Here is a 20,577-nt window from a genome sequence, read left to right as displayed (position 1 = left end):
GACTTCGCTCCAGAAATTTGTTTTTATTGCTTAATTACCTTGCCCTATCCAGGATGCGTACGCGCCTGGATAGGGCAAGCCGACATCGGATCATTTCACGGCATGGAGCCAGAAATGGACGGATGTCCCGACGCCATAACGCGATTCGATCCAGATTCGACCGTCATGGCGATCGATGATCTTGCGGGTGATCGCCAATCCGACACCCGACCCCGGATATTCCGGCAGGGCGTGCAGTCGGAAGAACACGGTAAACACCTTATCCAAATATTGATCTTCGATCCCGATCCCATTGTCTTGAATGGTAAAATGCCATCCTCCGGACTCGGGCGTCGCGCTAACGTCGATCGTCAACGGACGCATCGGAGAGGCAAACTTGATTGCGTTGGACAGCAGGTTGATAAAGACCTGACGCAACTCTGCTTCGTTTCCGAGAACCTGGGGCAGCGGCTGATGCAGCCGGATTTGCCCTCCCGCCTGCTCCAGGCTGGTTTCCAACTCGCCACAAGCATACTGCACCGCCGTTTCGCTATCGACGCAGGCCAACGCCGTCTGCGAATGACGTGAACGGGAGAATTCCAGCAAATCAAAATTCAACTGCCGAATTCTCATTGCCGCTTCAACAATCGTTTTCAACAGAGATTGGGTCTCGGCATCCAATTTTCCCGATAGCCGCCGTTCTAAAAACTGGGTGAAGCTGACGACATTGCGAACGGGTTCCTGAAGATCGTGCGAATAGATTTCAGCAAAGCGTTCCAGCTCGATATTGACGTCAAGCAGGCTTTGCAGACTCTTCTGAAGAATGCCTTCCAACTCTCTGTTTTCGTTGCGGATATCAATCTGATCGAGCCGAAAGGAGATGTTTCCGGCCAGATCTTCCAACAGATTGACCTCGTCCGGACCGAAAAAATCAGGGCGATCGCTGTAGATGGTAAACGCCCCGCACGTGCGTGAGCGTCGGAACAACGGAAACGCCGCCGAGGCCCCCCAGCCATAGGCGCGCCCCCGCTCGTGCCAGGGAGCGGTCTGCGGGTCGTTCTGGAAATCGTTACAGACGACAGGAACCCCAAGCCGTATCGCCTTTCCGGTCGGCCCCCATGAGCGAGGGTCATCGGGATCGACCCTGATCATAATTCCAGCCAGGTACTCGCTCCCGTTGCCCGACCATCTGACCGGGGTCACCTCGTTGCCATCGACCAGACCAACCCAGGCCATCTTCAGCCCGAATGCGGTCGCGACCGAACAGATTCCGGCGAAAACCTCGTCATCACTGCTTGAATGTAACAGGGCCTGATGGGCGGCGGTCACGGTCTGGAACAGACAGTTCATCCCGGCGATTCGGGCCGCGGCCGCCTTCATCTCGGTGATGTCGCGGACAATGCTGACGGCACAACGGGTGCCTTTGATCTCGACCACCCGCGAACTGACTTCGACGGGAAAGACCGAGCCATCCTTGCGACGGTGCTCGGTTTCGAACGTCACCCCGCCTTCATCTTCCGCCCGCTTCAAATCGGCAGGAACCGAGTCCATGCAACTCAGGCTGCGGATATCGCTCAGAGTGATGTCAGCCACGTCATCATGACGATACCCGTATAGGTCGTAAAATCTTTCATTGGCTTCTAACAGCCGCCCGGCCAAAGAAAAGACAAGAATCACATCATTTGCGAATTGGGCAGCTATTCCAAGCACATGCACCCCCTCCTGGCCTAGACTGACAACGACAGAGCGCCTCACCGTCTCAACCATAATGGCAAGAAAGGAGGACGGCAACGCCCCTGGTTCGGCTTGACCGTCGGCCGGTTTCCGGGCATTGGGGAGGTCCTTACGGCGCAGGGACGGAGAGAAAATATGGCGGCACGCAGAGGTCGGGTTCGCTCTGTTCTCCTGGTTTGGGTCGGGTGATCCAGTGGAGCCCGTACGCCTGTATTCCGTGGCCCTGGATGGAAACCCGATAGCGGAATCTGTATGGCGCCGCGCGCTTTCGGCCGATGAAAAAGGGCGCGCCGACCGCTTTCGCCGCGCCGAGGATCGCCATGCGTACACTGCCGCCCATGCCCTGACCCGGCTGGCGCTGGGCCTCACTCTGGGCATTCCCCCGCTTGATCTGACCTTTGCGACCACAACAGGGGGCAAGCCGGTCCTGACCACCCCATCCGCCGCACCGGATTTCAGCCTCAGCCATACCGACGGCCACGTCGCGGTGGCGGTCGCGAGCGGCGCGGTCGGGGTCGATGTCGAATCGATCCGTCGCCCCCGACTTGATGCGGCGTTGGCGGAAACCGCATTTGGAGCCGCCAAAGCGGCAAGGCTCGGCTCCGATCCGACCTCGGATTCCTGGCGCGCCGCCTTTTTTGCCACTTGGACCGCCTGCGAGGCGGTGCTGAAGGCCGAAGGCGTCGGCCTTGCCGTGGCGATGGAGCGAATCGAGATCGGCGAGGAGTCAGCCGTTCTCAACGGACGGCACTGGCATTTGTGGCGGTGCCCCCTCCCCCCCGATCATCTCCTCGCCCTCGCCTGGGAAGATGCGGCCCAGATCGATCATTCCCGGCTTGACCCTGCCGCCCTTGCCTCCTGGTGCGCGCAAACATTGCCCGTCGAATGAGTCCAATCGTCCGTCAATGGATGGACGGCTTGGCGCCGTTGCGGCTAGAGTGCAAGACTTCCCCATCGGGAAGAGATGTTCCGGGGGTATCGATCCGAAGATGAAAATCCTCGACCTCTTGACCGTGCAAGGGGGCACACCTCGCCTGCGACTGCTCGCCAGCGCCGTCGCGTCGAGCATTGGAGGGGTTTTTCTCCTCGCCACGGTTAATCTCGCCGCCGAGAAGATGGCGCGCCAGGGATTCGATCAGGTCGATTGGGGATTAGCCGCTCTCTTCGTTTCCGCCGCCGCCCTCTATTATTACGCCGAGGTATTTCTGGTCGGACGGGTTGGTTCTGACCTGGAAACCGCTATCGACTTCATGCGCGTCCGCATCCTGGGTCGCATCCGCCGCGCCGATTTCGTTCAGTTGGAACGGATCGGGCATCAGACCCTGTTCGAAAGCGTCACCCAGGCAACTCAGACGATTTCCCAGAACAGCCAGTTTCTCGCCCTGGCGCTACGCTCGGGGATTCTGGCCGGTGCGGTGCTGCTCTACATCCTCTACCTCTCGCCGCTGGCGTTCGTTATCGTTGCCATCGGGGTCTCGGCCGGCGGCTGGATCTATGCCCGGTTGGGAGCCCGGCTTCACCGCCGTCACCACGAGATGATGGCGGAAGAGGCCAGTCTGTTCGAAAGCCTGTCCGACCTCTTCGAGGGCTTCAAGGAAATCCGGCTATCGAGCCGCCGCAGCGCCGATTTCGGACAGACCATTGCCGAACAATGCCGCCACGCCGGTGCGGTCCGGCTTGATGTCCAGACTCACATCTTCAGCCAGTTCATCATCGGTCAGGTGATTTTCTACTGCCTGCTGGCCGTCGTCGTCTTCGTGATCCCGCTTTATGGGCTCGCTGCGAATATCGATATCGTCAAAGTGACGACGGCGGTGATCTTCATCATCGGACCGATGGGCGGACTGATCCAGTCGCTGGGCATCCTGGCCGCGTCGAACGCCGCCGCCGAAAAAATCCTCCGCCTCGATGCGGACCTGACGGCAATGGAAGATGAGGTCGAGCGGGTCGAGCCGCGCCCCCTGCCCGCCGATTTCTCGGAAATCAGCCTGAGGGGTATCGGCTATGCGTATGACGGAACCGACGGGGAATCCGGCTTTGCCGTCGGTCCGATCGATCTGACCGTTAAACGGGGCGAGATCATCTTCATCACCGGGGGCAACGGCTCGGGCAAATCGACCCTGATGAAGGTGCTGTGCGGATTCTATCGCCCGCTCCAGGGACGAATCGAGATCGACGGTATCGCCATCGGTTCGGCGACGATGCGGGCCTATCGCGGCCTGATCGCCGCGGTCTATTCTGATTTCCACCTGTTTCCGCGCCTGTACGGCATCGCTCCCGAGCGGATTGCCGAGGCCGCACCGTTGCTGCGGATGCTGGAGATGGACAAAATCTGCGACCTTCACGACGACCGCTTCACCCGGATCGACCTGTCGACCGGGCAACGGAAACGTCTCGCCCTGGTGGTGGCGCTGCTGGAGCAACGCCCAGTCCTGGTGCTCGACGAGTGGGCCGCCGACCAGGACCCGCACTTTCGCCGCCGGTTTTATCGCGAGATACTCCCCGAATTGCGGGCGCGCGGTCTGACAATCATCGCGGTCACCCATGACGACGCCTATTTCGACGCCGCCGACCGTCGCTATCATCTCGACGAAGGACGCCTGCGCGCCGTCCCGTCGGCTGCCGGAGCCTGAGCCGATGTCGTCGTTTCGCCTGTTGCGCGCCGAGATGTCCACCAATCCCAGGGTCATGCTGTGGCTGACAATTCTGTCGGCGGTGTCGACCACGGTGGTTCTCGCCGTCATCAACATCGCGGCGGAGCAGGCTCAATCGGGTGGGGCCGGGTTGCGCCTCATCTTGCTGTTCCTGGTCGCCACCGCTTTGTACGCCTCGACCCAATCGACGGTGACGCGGATTTGCGCCACCGAAGTCGAGGGCGTGGTCGACCGATTGCGCGGCGAGGTGGTCGAGGGCATTCGCCAATCCGACATGCAAAGCCTTGACGGGATCGGAAAGGCCAGAGCCTTTGCCGCCCTGACCCGCGATTGTCAGGCCGTTTCGCGCTGTGTGCCGATGCTGGCGGTCGGGGCGCAGGACACGGTGACGTTGCTGTTCGTTTCCCTGTACGTCGCCTGGCTTTCGCTTGCCGCGTTTGGAGCGGTGGTGCTGTTTCTGGTGCTGGCGGTATGGCTGCACTGGCGGCGGATGGCCGATTTGCGTCAGGAAACAAGTCGGGCCGAAACCGCCGAAATGGAATTGTTCGACGGTCTGGAAGGGTTGTTGCGCGGGCAGAAGGAAATTCGCCTGAACGAACGGCGCGGGCATGACGTCGTTGGCGATCTGGCCGGAATTTCGCGCCGGACCCGGACGGCGAAATCGGCGATCAAGCAGCGGTGGGCCCGCGAGTTCGCGGCGATTCAGTTGGCCTTCTACCTTTTGGTCGGGGTGATGGTGTTCGTGGTGCCGATGGTCACCACCACCTTTCACGCCGAGGCGATCCAGGCCACCACGGCCGCAATGTTCATGATCGGGCCGATCGGCACCGTGGTCCAGGCGGTTCCGATCATCGGCGATGCGGAACACGCCTTGACCGGGCTTTATGCCCTGAAAGACGAGTTGCGCGGCGGCCGCCGGAGCGAAACGGAATCCACGTCGCCGATGGCCCCGCCACAGGAGATCGTTTTGTCGCACCTGGGGTATCGCTACCCGGACGACAAAGGCGATTACGGGTTTTCGGTCGGGCCGCTGAACGCCCGTTTCCGCGCCGGACAAATCACCTTTATCACTGGCGGCAACGGTTCGGGCAAATCGACCTTTCTGCGCCTGTTGGTCGGACTGATTCCGGCAAGCGGCGGGACTCTCTCGGTCAATGGCGAGATCATCACCGAAGAGCGGATGCAGGCCTATCGCGATACTCTTTCCGCCGTGTTCGCCGATTATCACCTGTTTCGCCGATTGTACGGCATTCCATCCGAAGCGTGGCAAGCCGCTGGACCGCTGTTGGCCCGGTTAGGTCTTGAGTCCAAGGTTCGGATCGAAAACGGTGCCTTTTCAACCCTTTCCCTTTCGGCCGGGCAACGCAAGCGGTTGGCCCTGGTGGTTGCCGATATCGAGGACAAGCCGGTGCTGATCCTCGACGAATGGGCGGCCGATCAGGACCCGCATTTCCGCAAGTTGTTCTATGAAGAGATTCTTCCCGCCTACCGCGCCCGCGGCAAAATCGTCATCTGCGTCACCCATGACGACCGCTGGTTCGGCGTGGCCGACCAGGTCCTGGCCATGCGCGACGGAGCCTTTGTCGACGGAGAGGAGACATGAGCGGCGACTGGCTGGTTCGGATCGGGGAGCCGGTCGAGCGCCCCGTGCTGCGGCTATTGTGCCTGCCCCATGCCGGTGGCGGACCGGCGCTGTTCCGTCCCTGGGTCGAGTCGCTGCCGCCCAGCGTCGAGTTGGTCGCCGCGCAATTACCCGGCCGCGAACGGCGAGTGACCGAACCGCCCTGCCGCGACCTCGCCACCATCATCGAGAAATTAACCCAGGCGGCTCTGGCGCTGCCTGCCGCACCGCTGGCGCTGTACGGGCACAGTCTGGGAGCGGCCCTGGCGCTTGATCTTGCCGTCAGCCTGAGCAAGGCCGCCGCCCCCCTGTCTCTGGTCACGGTCGCCGCCCGCGCGGCACCCCACGTGCCCCCCCACCGCGCCCCTCTGTCTCCGCTCGACGACCGTGCGTTCCTGCAAGCGGTCGGTGCCATGGGCGGCACCCCGCGTGAAGCGTTGGAACACGAGGAACTGATGGCGCTGTTTCTCCCCGCTCTGCGGGCCGATTTCTTTCTGTCGGAAGGCTTTTCCCGCTCGCCCGCTCCGATGATCGCCGCCCCTGTGCTCGCCCTGGCCGGACGCGATGATCCCTTCGTCGCCGTGGCTGATATGCAAGCCTGGAGCGCCTTTGCCGCCCGCAACTTCCGCCTCGAAACGCTGGCTGCTGGCCACTTTTTCGCGCAAAGTCACAAAGATGAGATTGTGCGGCTGATGATCGAAGAAGCCGGACGCGAATCGTCCCCGGTCAGATCGGGCCTTTACCAGGAGGCGTCATGATCCAGAGCGCACGCCTTGTTGTGTTCCGCGGTCTCGCCACCCTGATCGTGCTGCTTTCGGTGGCGAGCGCTTCGGCGGCAGAGAAAAAGAACACCCTGCCCTACAACCCAGACTTCGTCCCTCTGAGCGAATACAAAGACTGGACCGATATTAATTTTACATCGGCGTCGCATCCCAATGCGGCAAAGCCCCTCAAAGAGAGATATCTGACCATTTATTCAGGAAGAACCAGCGGCGTATACTTCACCGTCGCCAGCGCTCTTTGCAGTGCACTCCGCATTCATTTCGAACAGCACCGGATTCATTGCGTCGCGCTCCGCTCTCAGGGCAGCTCGGACAATCGCCGGCTGATGCGACAGGGTCGGGCGCAAGTCGTGATCATGCAATCGGACCTCTCCTATCTGGCGGCTTCAGGCAAGGAAGATATCCCCGGAGCGCGATCGGTAATGTCGCTGTATGGCGAAATGGGGTTGTTGGTGACACGGGCCAGGGCGGGGATCGATACCGCCGCCGATTTGCGCGGCAAGCGAATCAATCTTGGACCGGACGGCACCATCGGCCAGGAATTGTTCCTCGATTATCTGAGCGCCAGCGGCATTCGTCCGGTCGATCTGGCCCGTCGTGACAGGGTTTCGGTCGAATCCAGCCCCCAGGGTCTGTGCAGCGGTTATATCGATGCCTTCGCGGTGTGGAGCGGGCATCCATCGCCCTTGGTAACCGAAGCGGTTGGCCGCTGTGAGGCCAAGGTTCTGGGCCTGTCCGGTCCGGGGATGGAGGAGATCTTGCGACTCCACCCCGAATTCTCCCGGCTCTCCCTCGCCTCGAACACCTATCCCGGACAGGACAAGCCCCTGGAAACATACGGAATCCGGGCGGCGGTGCTCGCCTACGAACCACTTGATCCGACCATCGTCTATTGGCTGGTCCGCGCGGCGGTAGAGAATATCGACTTGTTACGGACTCAGCATCCCGCGCTTCAGTCTCTCAACGTCCAGGAGATGGTGTCGACCGGCAATTACCTGCCCTTCCATCCCGGAGCGCTCCGCTATTGGCGGGAGATCGGACTCCTCCAGCCACAACTAAAAAATTAGACGCGCCCACTTAATAAGACTCCAAGGTTGACGACACAACCATTCATCCCTATCCTCAGGGCGAGTGCGGGCGACAGAGCGAGTCCGATTTCCAACGGCTGCAAGCTCGGCACTTCGATGCCCGCAAAGGACGGTTTCGTTCCAGACCGGCCCACCCTTTGCGTCCAGATCATGCTATTCTTGCCTTGTCGATCCTTACCAACTGGATTCACCTCACGGGGGAGATCATGACCAGCGAGGCTAAAGCCAAGACTCAGGCCGCTGTTTCGGACGAGCCTGTTGAAGAGAAAGCACATTCGGCCACGGAACCGGACCATCATGCCGCCCAGGCCGATATCATCATCCGTAACAACGTCTATTGGTCGATCGGAGCGGGCGTCATCCCCTTCCGTTTTGTTGATACCGCTGCCCTGATCGCCGTTCAGGTCAAGCTGTTGAAGGAACTGGGCGATCTCTACGGTGTGCCCTTCAAGGCTAATGCCGTCAAATCTTCTGTCACCGCCCTTTTGGCCGGGATCGCCACCTCGGCCGTCAGCGGCAGCATTCTGTCCTCGGGCGCGGTTCACAGCCTGCTGCGCAGTGCGCCGGTTTTCGGCACGGTGTTCTCGTTGGCGACACAACCGGCATTCGCGGCGGCATTCACATATGCCGTTGGCAAGACCTTCAAGCGCCATTTCGCCTCCGGCGGGACGTTCCTGTCGTTCAATGCCAAGGAGGCCAAGGATCAGTTCGCCGCCACGTTCAAGGAAGCCAAGGACAAGGGATTGGGAGCGACTACCGACGCGGCGGCGGCCTGACCCCAATCCACATTGACCGACAGACGCGCCAACCGACGGTTGAGGTATGCCTGCACCCCGAAGGGGCGTCACCCTTTGGCAAAGGCTAGGGCCGGTTCTATTTCAATTGAACCGGCCCTAGAGTATCCTCGTCTCAGGTCCGAACATGGCGAGCACTGGCTTGTGCGCGGCGGATTTAACGGCGGAAGGCAAGGGAACGCGGCATGTCGATCATTGTTTTGATCCTCTATCTTATTGCCTGCGCAATCTGCGGCCTGTTGGGCCGGGCCACCGCGTTCGGTTTCTTGGGCCATTTTACCATCGCCCTGCTGTTACTCCCCCCTCTTTGACCTGCTGATTCTCATCGCCTGTCGCCCATCTCGCGAAATTCGTAAGCAAATCGAGAAAGTTACGTTAGAGTAATCCTGTCTTCGGTGGTGCCTGAACCGGCATCGCGTGGATTGATCGCGAGTATTTCGGGGCAAACCGACCGCTTCAGGATAAGCCCGACGAGCGAGAAGGGTGAAGATGGCAGAGGTAAACAATGCGGCACCACCCGTGGCGGACGGTTCGCCGGGGTCTTTCCGTCGCTTTATGGATCGATCTGGTCTTCGCTCGCTGCACCGTCGCCTGCGCCAGAACGCCAGTTCCATCTACATTTTTTCTCTACTGCTGATCCTCGGCATCATCCTCCTTGCCCCCAGCATTTTTATCAACGTCCCCGCCGGTCATGCCGGAGTGTTGTGGCTGCGCTTTTTCGGGGGGACGGTAACCGACCGAACCTACGGCGAAGGCGTCCATGCCATCTTTCCGTGGGACGAGATGTATGTCTATGACGCCCGGCTTCAGAACAATGCCAGGACATATGACACGATTTCCTCGAACGGCCTGACCATGCAGGTCGAAGTAGCGGTTCGCTATCGCGTCAACAAGGATGCGCTGGGATTGCTGCATTCCCTGGTTGGCCCGGATTATCCCGAAATTCTGGTTTATCCCGAAATCGGATCACATGTCCGCGAACTGATCTCGCGCTATACCCCGGAACAGCTTTATTCTGACGCCCGTGGCTTTATCCAGGCCGAGTTGCTGGAACGGATGGTGCGGGAACTGGGCTCGTCCCTGGTCAATCAAAGCTTTCGCGGCAAACTGGTTTCTGTTGAAGATGTGCTGATCCGCTCGGTGAAACTCCCCGACAAGGTGACCGAGGCGATCGAGCGCAAGGCCGAGCAATACCAGGCGATGCTTGAGTACGATTTCCGTATCGCCCGTGAAGAAAAAGAACGTGAGCGCAAGAAGATCGAGGCCGAAGGTATTCGGACCTTCCAAGACATCGTCGCCCGCACCATCACCCCGGAATATTTGCGCCTGCGGGGAATCGAAGCGACAATCGCGTTGTCGACCTCACCCAACGGCAAGATCATCATTATTGGCGGCGGCAAGGATGGCTTGCCGGTGATCCTCAACACCGCCGACAACCCGGCACCATCCGGCCCCCGCAGCGATGCCGCCGCGACCAAGGACACCTCGACCGCGACCGAGTTGAAAACCCACAATGCCCGCTCGTCCGACATCCCGCCTCAGAATGCTGCCCGACCGACGACGTATGGGGTTGAACGCAAAGTAGAGCCGTCGATTCCGCCAGCGATGATGGGGCAAACCATTTTACCGCCCGAAGGCAAGTCTCAACCCAAGGATCAGCCTGAAAGCAAACCCGCCGACGCTTCGGCCCGCAAACCCTGACCCAAAAGGGTTTGCCCCGCACATCGTCGCTGCCACCTCCTGTCCAAGTAAAACCTGCGGCGCGTTGCCAGCACGTCTCCAAATCAGCCGGGGCCCCGGGCGTAATTTCAGGTTGCGTGCCGAGGAGAATGGAAGCGCTCCAGGTGATATTGCGTCGCAATATTTGATCTGAGCCCGTGACGGAAATAGACTCCGCGCCCGGCCAATAATATAACTTTTGCCTTGGCTCCCAGAGTGGAGGATTAGGTCCATGGGTGCACCTCTATCTAAATTGGTGTGGCTAGCCACGGCCCTGCTCGGTGCTTTTGCGCTGGGCGTGGTGGCGCTGGAGCGCGGCGAGAGCGTCAATGCCATCTGGCTCGTGATCGCCGCCGTCTGTACCTATTTCATCGCCTATCGATTTTACGGCCTGTTCATCGGCAGCAAGGTGATGAGCGTCGATGCGAATCGGTTGACCCCGGCTGTTCGTTACAATGACGGCCTCGATTACGTCCCCACCAACCGATATGTGCTGTTCGGCCATCACTTCGCCGCCATCGCCGGGGCGGGTCCGCTGGTCGGCCCGGTCCTCGCGGCGCAAATGGGCTATCTTCCCGGCACCCTATGGATTCTCGCTGGTGTCGTCTTCGCCGGAGCGGTTCAGGATTCGATGGTTCTGTTCCTGTCGACCCGCCGTGACGGTCGCTCGCTGGGCGACATGATCCGTTCGGAAATGGGCCCCCTCGCCGGATCGCTGGCGCTGGTCGGCGTGCTGATGATCATGATCATCATCCTTGCCGTCCTGGCCCTGGTGGTCGTCAAGGCTCTGACCGGCAGCCCCTGGGGCACCTTCACCGTCATCGCCACCATTCCGATCGCGATCCTGATGGGGATCTATGCCCGCTTCCTGCGGCCGGGGCGGATCGGCGAGATGAGTCTGATCGGCTTTGCCCTGCTAATGGCAGCCCTGCTCTATGGCCAGACCGTCGCCGAAAGCCCCGATCTGGCCCCGCTGTTCACCTTCAAGGGGGAACAACTGGCGCTGATGATTATCGGTTATGGCTTCGTCGCCTCGGTGTTGCCGGTGTGGCTGCTGCTGGCCCCGCGCGACTACCTCTCTACCTTCCTCAAGATCGGCACGATCATCTGCTTGGCACTCGGCATTCTCGTCGTGATGCCCACTCTGAAGATGCCAGCGGTGACCCAGTTCATCGACGGAACCGGGCCGGTCTTTGCTGGAAATCTGTTCCCCTTCCTGTTCATCACCATCGCCTGTGGCGCGGTGTCGGGCTTCCACGCCCTGATTTCATCGGGCACCACGCCCAAGATGTTGGAAACCGAGACACAGATCCCCCTGATCGGGTATGGGGGCATGCTGATGGAAAGCTTCGTCGCGGTGATGGCGATGGTCGCCGCCACCGTGATCGACCCCGGCGTTTATTTCGCAATGAACAGCCCGGCTGCCCGGATCGGCACCGACGTCGCCAACGCGGCGACGGTGATCAGTTCCTGGGGCTTTGCGATTACCCCGGAAATGCTGCTTGAGACCGCCAAGGATGTCGGCGAAACCTCGATCCTGTCGCGGGCAGGCGGTGCTCCCACCTTGGCGGTGGGCATGGCGCAAATCTTTTCCAGCGTCATCGGCGGCAAGGCGATGATGGCCTTCTGGTACCATTTCGCGATCCTGTTCGAGGCGTTGTTCATCCTCACCGCCGTCGATGCGGGCACCCGTGCCTGCCGCTTCATGGTCCAGGACATGATCGGCGCGGTCGCTCCCAGCTTCCGCCAGACCAAATCCTGGAGCAACAACCTGATCGCCACCGGGATCGCCGTCACCTTGTGGGGCTATATCCTTTATACCGGCGTGATTGATCCGTTGGGCGGCATCAACACCTTGTGGCCGCTGTTCGGCATCGCCAATCAGATGCTGGCCGGGGTTGCTTTGGTGCTGTGCACAGTGGTGCTGTTCAAGATGAAACGGCAGCGTTATGCCTGGGTCACCGTGCTTCCGGCGATCTGGCTGCTGATCTGCACCCTGACTGCCGGAATGCAGAAGGTGTTCCACGCCAGCCCGGCAATCGGCTTCCTGGCGCAGGCCGACAAATTCGGCACCGCACTTGATGCCGGTAAGGTGATCGGTCCGGCCAAGACGATCGACCAGATGAACCAGATCGTCTTCAACGCCTATGTCGATGCCGGGATCGCGATCTTCCTGCTGATCCTGGTCGTGGCGATGGTGGGTTTTGGCATCGTTTCGATCCGTCGGGCGATCGCCACAGATCACCCGACCGCACTCGAATCCGGTGGGACCAAGGAGGTGGGGCATGCTTGATCTGAAGGTTGCCTATCGCATCCTCAGCCAGGCCAGCCGCTTGATGGTGGGCGTGCCCGATTACGATGGGTATGTCATTCACCAGATGACCCGCCATCCCGACGACCCGGTGATGAGTTACGAGGAATTCTTCCGCAACCGCCAGGATGCGCGGTACGGCGGCGGCGGAGCAACCCGCTGCTGCTGAACAGACGAATTCGTGCGAACCGGAACGGCGAAGGCTGGCAGCAATGCCAGCCTTCGTCATTTTGGGGCTTGCGTCAAAATCGATAGCTTCCTACTTAATAGCCTCATACCTATTTCCCGCGTTGGAGAATCCGATGGCACCCCCTCGGGCCAAAGAACAATTCGGTTTCGATCTCGCCCGACTGGCCCGGCTGTGGCGGGCGCGACTGGACGAGCGGCTGGCTCCCCTGGGGCTGACCCAGGCGAAATGGACGATTCTCCTCCATCTGTCGAAAGCTGATGGCCATCTGCCGCAACGTGAACTGGTCGAACGGGTCGGCGTCGAAGGTCCGACCCTGGTGCGCGTGCTCGACGGCCTGGAGAGGCTGGGCTTGCTGGAGAGGCGCGATTGTCCGACCGACCGCCGCAGCAAGATCATTCACCTCACCTCCGCTGCGACGCCGCTGATCGGCGAAATCGCCACGATTGCCGCCATCCTGCGCGCCGAAGCCTTGAGTGAAATCGACGATGCCGAGTTGGAACTGTGCCAGTCGCTGATCGCCCGGATGACCCGAAATCTTGGCGGCGGTCGGACGAGTGACGGAGAGTCGCTATGAAGCCGCTCTTATCGCCGGACCGTCCTTCGCTGGGGCTGCGTCTGCGGGCGATGTCGCGTCTACCCCGGTTGCGCGGCCAGGCGATGATCGGGGCCGCCCTCGTCGCCGTGCTCGTGGTAGGAGGCTGGTCGTATGGCCGCCTTGATCACATCACGGAGAGCGATGCCCGGGTGATGGCCGACATGGTAACAATCAGCAGCCGGATTGATGGCTGGATCGCGCAACGCCCGGTCACCGACGGACAGAAGATCAAAGCGGGAGACGTCCTCGCTGTGATCGACCAGCGCGAGGCGGCCCAGCAGTTGGAAGAGCTCAAGGCCCGCGCCGACTCGATCAGGCTGGACCGCGAACGCGCCGAAGCCCAGATGCGGATCGTTACCGGCACCACGACCAGCGCGGTTACCGCCGCCGAAGCGCGCCGCACCGCCGCAATCGCCGATCTGGCCGCCGCTCACTCGGAGGCGGAGCGCGCCGCCGAGGATTTTCACCGCACTGACGCCTTGCTCGCCGCGCAATATGCCTCGCGCCAGACCTGGGACCTCCATCGTTCGCAATTGCGGCGAGCCGAGGAGGCCCAGCGCGCCGCCCAGGCCCGGTTAGGCGAGGCCGAAGCCGCCCTGGCCGAGGCCCGCGCCCATCTGGGTGATGTCGGTGTGCTGCAAAAAGAGACCGAACGGCTGGCCCACGATGCCGAGCAGATCGAGGCACAACGGCGTCAGCACGAGATATCAATGGGCGACCGCGTCGTTCGCAGCCCGGTCGATGGCATCGTCGATCAGAAATTCGTCGAACCCGGCGAATATGTGATCCCCGGCCAACGCCTGTTGCTGCTACACGACCCCAAGACGGTGTGGGTCGAGGCCAACATCAAGGAAACCAAGCTGGAACGCCTGCGTCCCGGCCAGAGTGTCTCGATCGCCGTCGATGCCTATCCCGACCGCAGCTTCACCGGGACGATTGAGCGGATCGGCAACACCACCACCAGCCAGTTTGCCTTGCTGCCCAGCCCGAACCCATCGGGCAATTTCACCAAGATCACCCAGCGGGTTCCGCTGCGGATCGCCGTTACTCAACCCGACGATTTCCCCTTGCGACCCGGCATGATGGTGGAGATTGATATCGATGTCGGTCAGCGCTGAAGACCTCGCCGAGCGCTATGGTCCGGCCTACAAATGGTACGCCACCGGCACGGTGATGCTGGGCACCATCGCAATGGTGCTATCGGCGACGATCGTCAATGTTGCCCTGCCCGACATCATGGGCGAATTCGGGATGGGGCAGGACAAGGCGCAATGGCTGTCCACCGCTTTTCTGGCGGCGATGACGGCGACGATGCTGGTGACCGCCTGGGCGATTGCCCGCTTTGGCACCCGCACGACCTATATCGCCGCCCTGGTCGTGTTCATCGCCAGTTCGATCCTGGGCGGCCTTAGCCCCAACGAAGACGTTCTGATCGTCGCCCGCACCCTGCAAGGCGCTGCTGCCGGGCTGGTCCAGCCACTGGCGATGGTGGTGATCTTCCGCGCCTTCCCCCCCGCCGAGCGCGGCACCGCGATGGGGATTTACGGCGTCGGCGTGATCCTGGCCCCGGCGTTGGGGCCAACCCTGGGCGGGATGCTGATTGACAATTATTCCTGGCGCGATGTCTTCTTTCTTGGCCCCCCCTTCTGCTTCGCCGGAATCCTCCTGGCCCCGACCTTCCTGGCGACGCGCCCCCCCGGCCGCCCGGTCGCGTTCGACATGCTGGGCTTCATCCTGCTGTCGGTGGCGATTGCCGCGCTGCTGACCGCCCTGGCCAATGGACAGCGCCAGGGCTGGGAGTCCACGATGGTCACCGGCGGATTTACCCTGGCCGGGGTCGCGACGTTGGGCTTCATCTGGCACGAAAACCGGACGAGATCGCCGATTCTGTCGCTGGGCGTTTACCTCAATCCCCGCTTCGCAGTTGCCTCGGCGGTTGCCTTCATCCTGGGATTGGGATTGTACGGCTCCACCTATCTGGTCCCGCTGTTCGTCCAGACCGTCCAGGGCTATACCCCCACCGAATCCGGTCTGTTGCTGATGCCTGCCGGGATCGTTCTTGGCGTGGTCTTTCCCCTGGCCGGACGAATGAGTGACCGGCTGCCACCCTATATCCTGATCCTCTCCGGTCTGATCCTGTTTGCGTGGTCAAGCCTTCTGATGGCAAACGCCGACACCTCGACCGATTTCTGGGTCTTTGCCGGATGGGTGGTGGTGGGCCGGATCGGGCTCGGTCTGATCCTGCCGTCTCTGAATGTCGGAGCGTTACGGGTTCTGGACCCGGCCCTGATCAGCCAGGGGGCCGGAGCGATCAACTTCATGCGCCAATTGGGCGGTGCCGTTGGAGTGGGGGCGCTGTCGGTCGCGCTGGAGCGGCAAACCGCGCTCCATGCCGATGCCTTCAACGCCCTTCAGACGGGCGGAGCCGCCGCGACCGAAACGTTGAACAAGCTGGCGGTCTTGATGACCCGCGCCGGGATTCCGGATAGCCCGCAGTTCTCCCTTCACAGCCAGGAGGTCTACCGTTTCCTGTCGAGCATAGTGGCGGCCCAGGCCAGTGTGATGGGATTTCGCGACAGCTTCCTGCTGGTCGCCGTGATCTTTTTCGTTGCCCTCGGTCCGGCTTGGTTGATGCGGCCGCGTCGAAAGGAATAAGGGGAAGAGTCCGATGCCCAGAATCGTACTGATCGCCGTCGATGCCTCGCCACAACTTTCGGCTGTTATCAAGGCGGCGGCGGATATCGCCACCCAATGTGGGGGAGAGTTGCATGTAGTTTCGGTCTCTGACCCGGCTCGCCATTGGGAATTGGGGATCGCCAACCCGACCTCTGTGCCATTCGATGTGCTGGATCACGACACCGTCGCCACTCTGGAGGCATCGGCGCGTCAGTTGGCCGCAAACGGACTGCCCTGCCGAACCCATGCCCCAACCGGCTTGGCGGCAGATGAAATCGCCCGCCTGGCCACCGAGATCTCCGCCGATCTGATCGTGATCGGTCACCGCCATCTGTCATGGCTAGGACGTCTGGTCGATCGCTCGGTTGGACACGATTTGCTTGAGCGCGCCCCATGCAATGTGCTGATCGTCGCAGAGACACCCCTGATCCAACCGGGATAAATCGATCGGCAGAGCCAGGCTGCCAAAGTTTGTTTCCCTTGGCGCGCCACAGAAGGGTACACTTGCACTTATTCGTAAATATCAGGACGCGTGCAAGAATGCCGCCCCCCTTTGTCGTTCTCATGGTCGATGATGATCCCGGCGATGCCGGTCTGGTCAAAGCAGCGTTCTCGGTCGGGCGGTACCCCTGTCGGCTCGACCATGTTGCCGATGGCATGGCGGCAATGGAATTCCTGCGCAAGGACAGCAACGGGCATAACGGCCCGGTGCGCCCCGATCTGATTCTACTCGACATCAACATGCCGCGTAAAAACGGCCATGCCGTCTTAAGCGAGTTGAAAGCCGATGCACAGTTGCGCGACATCCCGGTAGTGATGCTGACTACGTCGGACGCCGAACGCGATATCACCAGCGCTTATAGCGCCGGGGCGTCGGGCTACGTCACCAAACCTGTTGATGTTGATGCCCTGTTCGCTGCGATTCAGGGTATTCAGGAATATTGGTTCGGCGTGATCCGCCTGCCCGGCCATAAAATGTAAGAGAAGCCGAGAGTGAAGACGCGGGGCTGAGGGAACAGCCCGTCACCTACGCGACCTTCGGCCTGGAAAGATCACTTTGAAGCGATCCCCCCAGGCCGGGATTATCTCACCTCGATTTACCCCGTTGGCCGGTATTTAGCCGCCATTGCGGCGGCGACCGAGGGCCGCGAATGCGCCCGCTAAGGCAGAGGCACAATACAACCGGCCAAGTCCTTGACCAGTTGGTATCAAGCCATTCCAGCCTTGGCACGGGGATCGTAGCCGTTGCGCGGCCCCCATTTCTCGACCAGCTTTTTAAACTCGGCATCATTTTCGGGCAGAACCACCCGTAAGGTGACCAACTGATCGCCGCGAGTTCCGTCGGAACCAGCAATCCCCTTGCCCTTCAGCCGCAAGACGCCGCCCCCATTCGAGTCCGGGGGAATGCTCAACGTGACCTTGCCGTCAATGGTCGGCACGGTGACCTTGCCTCCCAGCACCGCCTCCTGCACCGAGATCGGTAGATCGATCAGAATATCGAGCTCGCGGCGGACGAAATAGGGATGGCTTTCAACATGCAGGTCAATGAAGGCGTCAGGGACAATCGCGGCGGTCGGACCGGCGGGCTGACCCTGCCCTTTCAGCCGCAAAGTCTGGCCGTCGGTCGCTCCGGGAGGAATCTTGACCTCGACGGTGCGGCCGGTGATGAGGGTTACCCGCTTGGTCACCCCCTGCGCCGCGTCGGTGAAGGAAACCGTCAGAGAATGACGGACCTCGCCGCCGCGATGGGAATCGGAGCGGGCGCGGCCCTGCGCCTTGCGCCGCATCATCTCGGCCAGAATATCGTCGGCATCATCGCCAAAGGAAAAACCGCTGCGCGATCCCCAGGCCGACCCGGCCGATCCCCAATCGGTTCCGCCGCCCGTGCCGGGACGCCAGGACGAGGAGCGGGTCCGACGCGGCGCGCCGGTGGCGTCGATTTCTCCCGAATCGTACTGGCTGCGCCGGGTCGTATCCGACAGAAAGTCATAGGCTGCCGAGATGTCCTTGAACCGTTCCTCGGCCTTTTTGTCACCGGGATTGAGGTCAGGGTGAAGTTCGCGAGCCAGCGCGCGATAGGCCTTCTTGATTTCGTCGTCGGTGGCAGTCTTGGCCACGCCCAGAATCTGATAAGGGTCTTTCACAATATCGGCGTCCGCATGATCGAGAAAAGTGCAAGGACGGGAACAAGCCGGCCCCCGTCGGGCGGCATGTTACGGAAACTCGACCGACTCCACCACCCGGGATTCCGCGTTGGCGGCGGGGTAACGCCGCGGCAGCGGACAAAAGGGGGAAAGCAATCGGCAAATTGCGGCTGCATCTCAGTCTCTTCGCGTCAAGATCAGATTTAAGGAACGACTACCATATGGGATGAATTTGGGGCATTTTGAGGTACCCTCGGCAAGAGGGAATAATCCACAGGATATCATGTCTCAGACTTCGAAACCTGCCGATGGGAACGACCCGCTTCCCCAATTTCACGCCTGGATGGACGAAGCCGCCCGCCACGAACCCAATGATCCCAACGCCATGGCGCTGGCCACCGCCGATGCGACCGGCCGTCCCAGTGTGCGGATGGTGCTATTGAAGGGCGCTGATGAACGCGGTTTTGTTTTCTACACCAATCTGGAAAGCCGCAAGGGACAGGATCTGGCGGAAAACCCCCAGGCGGCGCTGTGCTTCCACTGGAAAAGCCTGAAACGGCAGATTCGCGTCGAAGGCGACATCGTCCCGGTGTCGGAAGAAGAGGCCGATGCCTATTACGCCAGCCGGGCCCGCGCCAGTCAGATCGGGGCCTGGGCCTCGCGCCAGTCGCGGATTCTGACCGGCAGGTTCGAGCTCGAGCGCCGGATCGCCGAATTCACCGCCCGCTTCGGACTTGGCACGGTGCCGCGCCCGCCGCATTGGTCGGGCTTTCGTCTGGTGCCCAAGCGGATCGAGTTTTGGCAGGACCGCCAGTTCAGGCTGCATGAGCGGCAGGTTTTTCTTCGGGAAAATGGATCATGGACGACCGTCACTCTCTTCCCCTAGCCGCCGCGTCATTACACGAGAACGACAAGGCGGAAGCCCGGCTGATGCGGCTGGCGACCTATGCCTCGACCGCGACCGCGGCCCTGCTGATCGCCGCCAAGCTGGCCGCCTGGATCGCCACCGGATCGGTATCGCTGCTGTCAACCCTGATTGATTCCGCTCTCGACCTCGCCGCCTCGGCGCTCAACCTGATGGCGGTGCGTCAGGCGCTGCAACCGGCCGATCACGAACATCGCTTCGGTCATGGCAAGGCCGAGGCGCTGGCCGGTCTGGGACAGGCGGCGTTCATTGTCGGATCGGGTGGGTTGCTGATGGTCGAGGCCGGGGGACGTCTGGTTCACCCCGAGCCCGTCACCCATGGCGAATGGGGTATCGCCGTGATGGTGTTCTCGATCCTGGCCACCTTTGCCTTGGTCGCGTTCCAGCGCCGGGTGGTGGCTCGAACGAAATCACTGGCGATTTCGGCGGATTCGCTGCACTACGCCGGTGACGTCGCGATCAATGCCAGCGTCATCATCTCGCTGCTGTTGGCAATGGGGCCGGGCTGGACCGTCGCCGATCCGATCTTCGCCATCGCCATCGGCATCTGGCTGATGATCAATGCGGCGCAAATCGCTCGCGGCGCGCTTGACACGCTGATGGACCGGGAATTGCCGGATTCCGACCGCGACCGTATCTGTGCCCTGGTTCTGGCTCATCCCGAAGTGCAGAGCATGCATGATCTGCGCTCGCGTACATCGGGCCGCCAGGGGTTCATCCAGCTTCACCTTGAATTGCCGGGTACCCTGCCGCTGGCCGAGGCGCATCGGATCGCCGATGAGGTCGAAGCGGCCATTCTGGCCGAATATCCCCGCTTCGATATCATCATTCACCAGGATCCGGCCGATTCTGCCGAACCGCATCGACACCCTGACTAAGCCGGAGCCGTTCCGCCTGACGTTCGAGCTGTGCCCCAAGAGAGCGGGCCAGCTCGTGCACCCGGCGGCGCACCGAGGGATCGTTGATCCGGTAATAGGTCCGGATCAGATCCAGAGTCTCGCGGCTATTGACCGATAGAATCGGCGGCACCTCGGGCTCTAAATCCAGCCGCACCATATGGCGGGGGCTGGCCTGCCGCACCTGCTCGGTCATCTCTTCATAGAAATAATCAACCGACACACCCAGGGCATGGGCGAGGTCGTACAACCGCGAGGCTCCGATGCGGTTGGCGCCGCTTTCGTATTTCTGAATCTGCTGAAAGGTCAGCCCCAGTAATCGCGCCAGGGCTTCCTGACTGAGGCCCAGCAGCATGCGCCGCAGGCGCAAGCGCTCGCCGACGTGAATATCGACGGGATTGGGGCGCCCGGACGGGGTGCGCCCACGGCTTGATGTACGGGTATTCGACACGGTGTCATCCGCCTAGGT

20 protein-coding genes are annotated in these 20,577 nt (G+C 61.4%); 17 read left to right on the top strand and 3 right to left on the bottom strand.

Annotated features, from left to right (window positions below; genetic code table 11):
• Window positions 1-90: 90 nt before the first annotated feature.
• The gene (locus K678_RS17605) at window positions 91-1,695 is read right to left on the bottom strand and encodes a GAF domain-containing sensor histidine kinase (RefSeq protein ID WP_196802543.1); all 1,605 of its coding nucleotides are present in this window, start codon (window positions 1,693-1,695) and stop codon (window positions 91-93) included.
• A 211-nt stretch (window positions 1,696-1,906) separates the two neighbouring features.
• On the opposite strand from K678_RS17605, the gene K678_RS18980 reads away from it, so the two are divergent.
• The 15 genes from K678_RS18980 to K678_RS05630 all read left to right on the top strand — a co-directional run bounded on the left by K678_RS18980 (window position 1,907) and on the right by K678_RS05630 (window position 17,124).
• Window positions 1,907-2,602: a 4'-phosphopantetheinyl transferase family protein gene (locus K678_RS18980; protein ID WP_196802542.1), complete on the top strand. Its 696-nt coding sequence runs from the start codon at window positions 1,907-1,909 to the stop codon at window positions 2,600-2,602.
• A gap of 100 nt (window positions 2,603-2,702) precedes the next feature.
• Window positions 2,703-4,346 (top strand): cyclic peptide export ABC transporter, encoded by a 1,644-nt coding sequence (locus K678_RS05690; protein WP_021131504.1) that lies wholly within the window; start codon window positions 2,703-2,705, stop codon window positions 4,344-4,346.
• A gap of 4 nt (window positions 4,347-4,350) precedes the next feature.
• Entirely contained in the window at window positions 4,351-5,970 is a 1,620-nt protein-coding gene (locus K678_RS05685; protein ID WP_021131503.1) for a cyclic peptide export ABC transporter, read from the top strand.
• On the top strand, window positions 5,967-6,746 hold the full coding sequence (locus tag K678_RS05680; RefSeq protein WP_021131502.1) for a thioesterase II family protein: 780 nt from the start codon (window positions 5,967-5,969) through the stop codon (window positions 6,744-6,746). The genes K678_RS05685 and K678_RS05680 overlap by 4 nt, the downstream gene beginning before the upstream one ends.
• Complete coding sequence (locus K678_RS05675; protein WP_021131501.1) at window positions 6,743-7,837, top strand: TAXI family TRAP transporter solute-binding subunit; 1,095 nt, start codon at window positions 6,743-6,745, stop codon at window positions 7,835-7,837. The genes K678_RS05680 and K678_RS05675 overlap by 4 nt, the downstream gene beginning before the upstream one ends.
• Before the next feature lie 227 nt (window positions 7,838-8,064).
• Window positions 8,065-8,634 carry a YcjF family protein gene (locus K678_RS05670; RefSeq protein WP_021131500.1) on the top strand — a complete coding sequence of 190 codons (570 nt, stop codon included), beginning with the start codon at window positions 8,065-8,067 and terminating at the stop codon, window positions 8,632-8,634.
• A gap of 203 nt (window positions 8,635-8,837) precedes the next feature.
• Window positions 8,838-8,963 (top strand): hypothetical protein, encoded by a 126-nt coding sequence (locus K678_RS19710; protein WP_021131499.1) that lies wholly within the window; start codon window positions 8,838-8,840, stop codon window positions 8,961-8,963.
• 244 nt (window positions 8,964-9,207) lie between these two features.
• On the top strand, window positions 9,208-10,353 hold the full coding sequence (locus K678_RS05665) for a prohibitin family protein (RefSeq protein WP_021131498.1): 1,146 nt from the start codon (window positions 9,208-9,210) through the stop codon (window positions 10,351-10,353).
• A gap of 250 nt (window positions 10,354-10,603) precedes the next feature.
• Window positions 10,604-12,664, top strand: coding sequence for a carbon starvation CstA family protein (locus K678_RS05660; RefSeq protein WP_021131497.1), 2,061 nt, complete (start codon window positions 10,604-10,606; stop codon window positions 12,662-12,664).
• Window positions 12,657-12,851: a YbdD/YjiX family protein gene (locus tag K678_RS05655; protein ID WP_021131496.1), complete on the top strand. Its 195-nt coding sequence runs from the start codon at window positions 12,657-12,659 to the stop codon at window positions 12,849-12,851. The genes K678_RS05660 and K678_RS05655 overlap by 8 nt, the downstream gene beginning before the upstream one ends.
• Window positions 12,852-12,984: 133 nt before the next feature.
• The gene (slyA, locus tag K678_RS05650; protein WP_021131495.1) at window positions 12,985-13,446 is read left to right on the top strand and encodes a transcriptional regulator SlyA; all 462 of its coding nucleotides are present in this window, start codon (window positions 12,985-12,987) and stop codon (window positions 13,444-13,446) included.
• Window positions 13,443-14,585 carry an HlyD family secretion protein gene (locus K678_RS05645; RefSeq protein ID WP_021131494.1) on the top strand — a complete coding sequence of 381 codons (1,143 nt, stop codon included), beginning with the start codon at window positions 13,443-13,445 and terminating at the stop codon, window positions 14,583-14,585. The genes slyA and K678_RS05645 overlap by 4 nt, the downstream gene beginning before the upstream one ends.
• The gene (locus K678_RS05640) at window positions 14,569-16,122 is read left to right on the top strand and encodes an MDR family MFS transporter (RefSeq protein ID WP_021131493.1); all 1,554 of its coding nucleotides are present in this window, start codon (window positions 14,569-14,571) and stop codon (window positions 16,120-16,122) included. Before K678_RS05645 ends, K678_RS05640 begins: the two co-directional genes overlap by 17 nt.
• A 13-nt stretch (window positions 16,123-16,135) precedes the next feature.
• Window positions 16,136-16,585 (top strand): universal stress protein, encoded by a 450-nt coding sequence (locus K678_RS05635; protein ID WP_021131492.1) that lies wholly within the window; start codon window positions 16,136-16,138, stop codon window positions 16,583-16,585.
• A 98-nt stretch (window positions 16,586-16,683) separates the two neighbouring features.
• Entirely contained in the window at window positions 16,684-17,124 is a 441-nt protein-coding gene (locus K678_RS05630) for a response regulator (RefSeq protein ID WP_021131491.1), read from the top strand.
• 227 nt (window positions 17,125-17,351) lie between these two features.
• On the opposite strand, the gene K678_RS05625 is transcribed toward K678_RS05630, so the two are convergent.
• A complete protein-coding gene (locus K678_RS05625) occupies window positions 17,352-18,287 on the bottom strand; it encodes a DnaJ C-terminal domain-containing protein (RefSeq protein ID WP_021131490.1) in 936 nt (311 codons plus the stop codon).
• Window positions 18,288-18,570: 283 nt separating this feature from the next.
• On the opposite strand from K678_RS05625, the gene pdxH reads away from it, so the two are divergent.
• On the top strand, window positions 18,571-19,173 hold the full coding sequence (pdxH, locus tag K678_RS05620; protein WP_021131489.1) for a pyridoxamine 5'-phosphate oxidase: 603 nt from the start codon (window positions 18,571-18,573) through the stop codon (window positions 19,171-19,173).
• A gap of 44 nt (window positions 19,174-19,217) precedes the next feature.
• Window positions 19,218-20,090 (top strand): cation diffusion facilitator family transporter, encoded by an 873-nt coding sequence (locus tag K678_RS05615; protein ID WP_021131488.1) that lies wholly within the window; start codon window positions 19,218-19,220, stop codon window positions 20,088-20,090.
• Here the strand turns inward: K678_RS05615 and K678_RS05610 are convergent.
• Entirely contained in the window at window positions 20,038-20,559 is a 522-nt protein-coding gene (locus K678_RS05610) for a helix-turn-helix domain-containing protein (RefSeq protein ID WP_021131487.1), read from the bottom strand. The genes K678_RS05615 and K678_RS05610 overlap by 53 nt on opposite strands.
• Window positions 20,560-20,577 lie beyond the last annotated feature (18 nt).

The sequence above is a fragment of the Magnetospirillum fulvum MGU-K5 genome (assembly GCF_000442515.1).
In the GTDB taxonomy this organism is placed as follows: Bacteria; Pseudomonadota; Alphaproteobacteria; order Rhodospirillales; family Magnetospirillaceae; genus Phaeospirillum; species Phaeospirillum fulvum_B.
Note: the sequence above shows the minus strand (reverse complement) of the source record. Positions and strands in the feature narration are given on the sequence as shown.

Excerpts from the sequence above, each read along its gene's own strand:
- K678_RS05690 (WP_021131504.1), top strand. The coding sequence starts at position 2,703 with ATGAAAATCCTCGACCTCTTGACCGTGCAAGGGGGCACACCTCGCCTG.
- K678_RS05685 (WP_021131503.1), top strand. The coding sequence starts at position 4,351 with ATGTCGTCGTTTCGCCTGTTGCGCGCCGAGATGTCCACCAATCCCAGG.
- K678_RS05680 (WP_021131502.1), top strand. The coding sequence starts at position 5,967 with ATGAGCGGCGACTGGCTGGTTCGGATCGGGGAGCCGGTCGAGCGCCCC.
- K678_RS05675 (WP_021131501.1), top strand. The coding sequence starts at position 6,743 with ATGATCCAGAGCGCACGCCTTGTTGTGTTCCGCGGTCTCGCCACCCTG.
- K678_RS05670 (WP_021131500.1), top strand. The coding sequence starts at position 8,065 with ATGACCAGCGAGGCTAAAGCCAAGACTCAGGCCGCTGTTTCGGACGAG.
- K678_RS19710 (WP_021131499.1), top strand. The coding sequence starts at position 8,838 with ATGTCGATCATTGTTTTGATCCTCTATCTTATTGCCTGCGCAATCTGC.
- K678_RS05665 (WP_021131498.1), top strand. The coding sequence starts at position 9,208 with ATGGATCGATCTGGTCTTCGCTCGCTGCACCGTCGCCTGCGCCAGAAC.
- K678_RS05660 (WP_021131497.1), top strand. The coding sequence starts at position 10,604 with ATGGGTGCACCTCTATCTAAATTGGTGTGGCTAGCCACGGCCCTGCTC.
- K678_RS05655 (WP_021131496.1), top strand. The coding sequence starts at position 12,657 with ATGCTTGATCTGAAGGTTGCCTATCGCATCCTCAGCCAGGCCAGCCGC.
- slyA (WP_021131495.1), top strand. The coding sequence starts at position 12,985 with ATGGCACCCCCTCGGGCCAAAGAACAATTCGGTTTCGATCTCGCCCGA.
- K678_RS05645 (WP_021131494.1), top strand. The coding sequence starts at position 13,443 with ATGAAGCCGCTCTTATCGCCGGACCGTCCTTCGCTGGGGCTGCGTCTG.
- K678_RS05640 (WP_021131493.1), top strand. The coding sequence starts at position 14,569 with ATGTCGGTCAGCGCTGAAGACCTCGCCGAGCGCTATGGTCCGGCCTAC.
- K678_RS05635 (WP_021131492.1), top strand. The coding sequence starts at position 16,136 with ATGCCCAGAATCGTACTGATCGCCGTCGATGCCTCGCCACAACTTTCG.
- K678_RS05630 (WP_021131491.1), top strand. The coding sequence starts at position 16,684 with ATGCCGCCCCCCTTTGTCGTTCTCATGGTCGATGATGATCCCGGCGAT.
- pdxH (WP_021131489.1), top strand. The coding sequence starts at position 18,571 with ATGTCTCAGACTTCGAAACCTGCCGATGGGAACGACCCGCTTCCCCAA.
- K678_RS05615 (WP_021131488.1), top strand. The coding sequence starts at position 19,218 with ATGCGGCTGGCGACCTATGCCTCGACCGCGACCGCGGCCCTGCTGATC.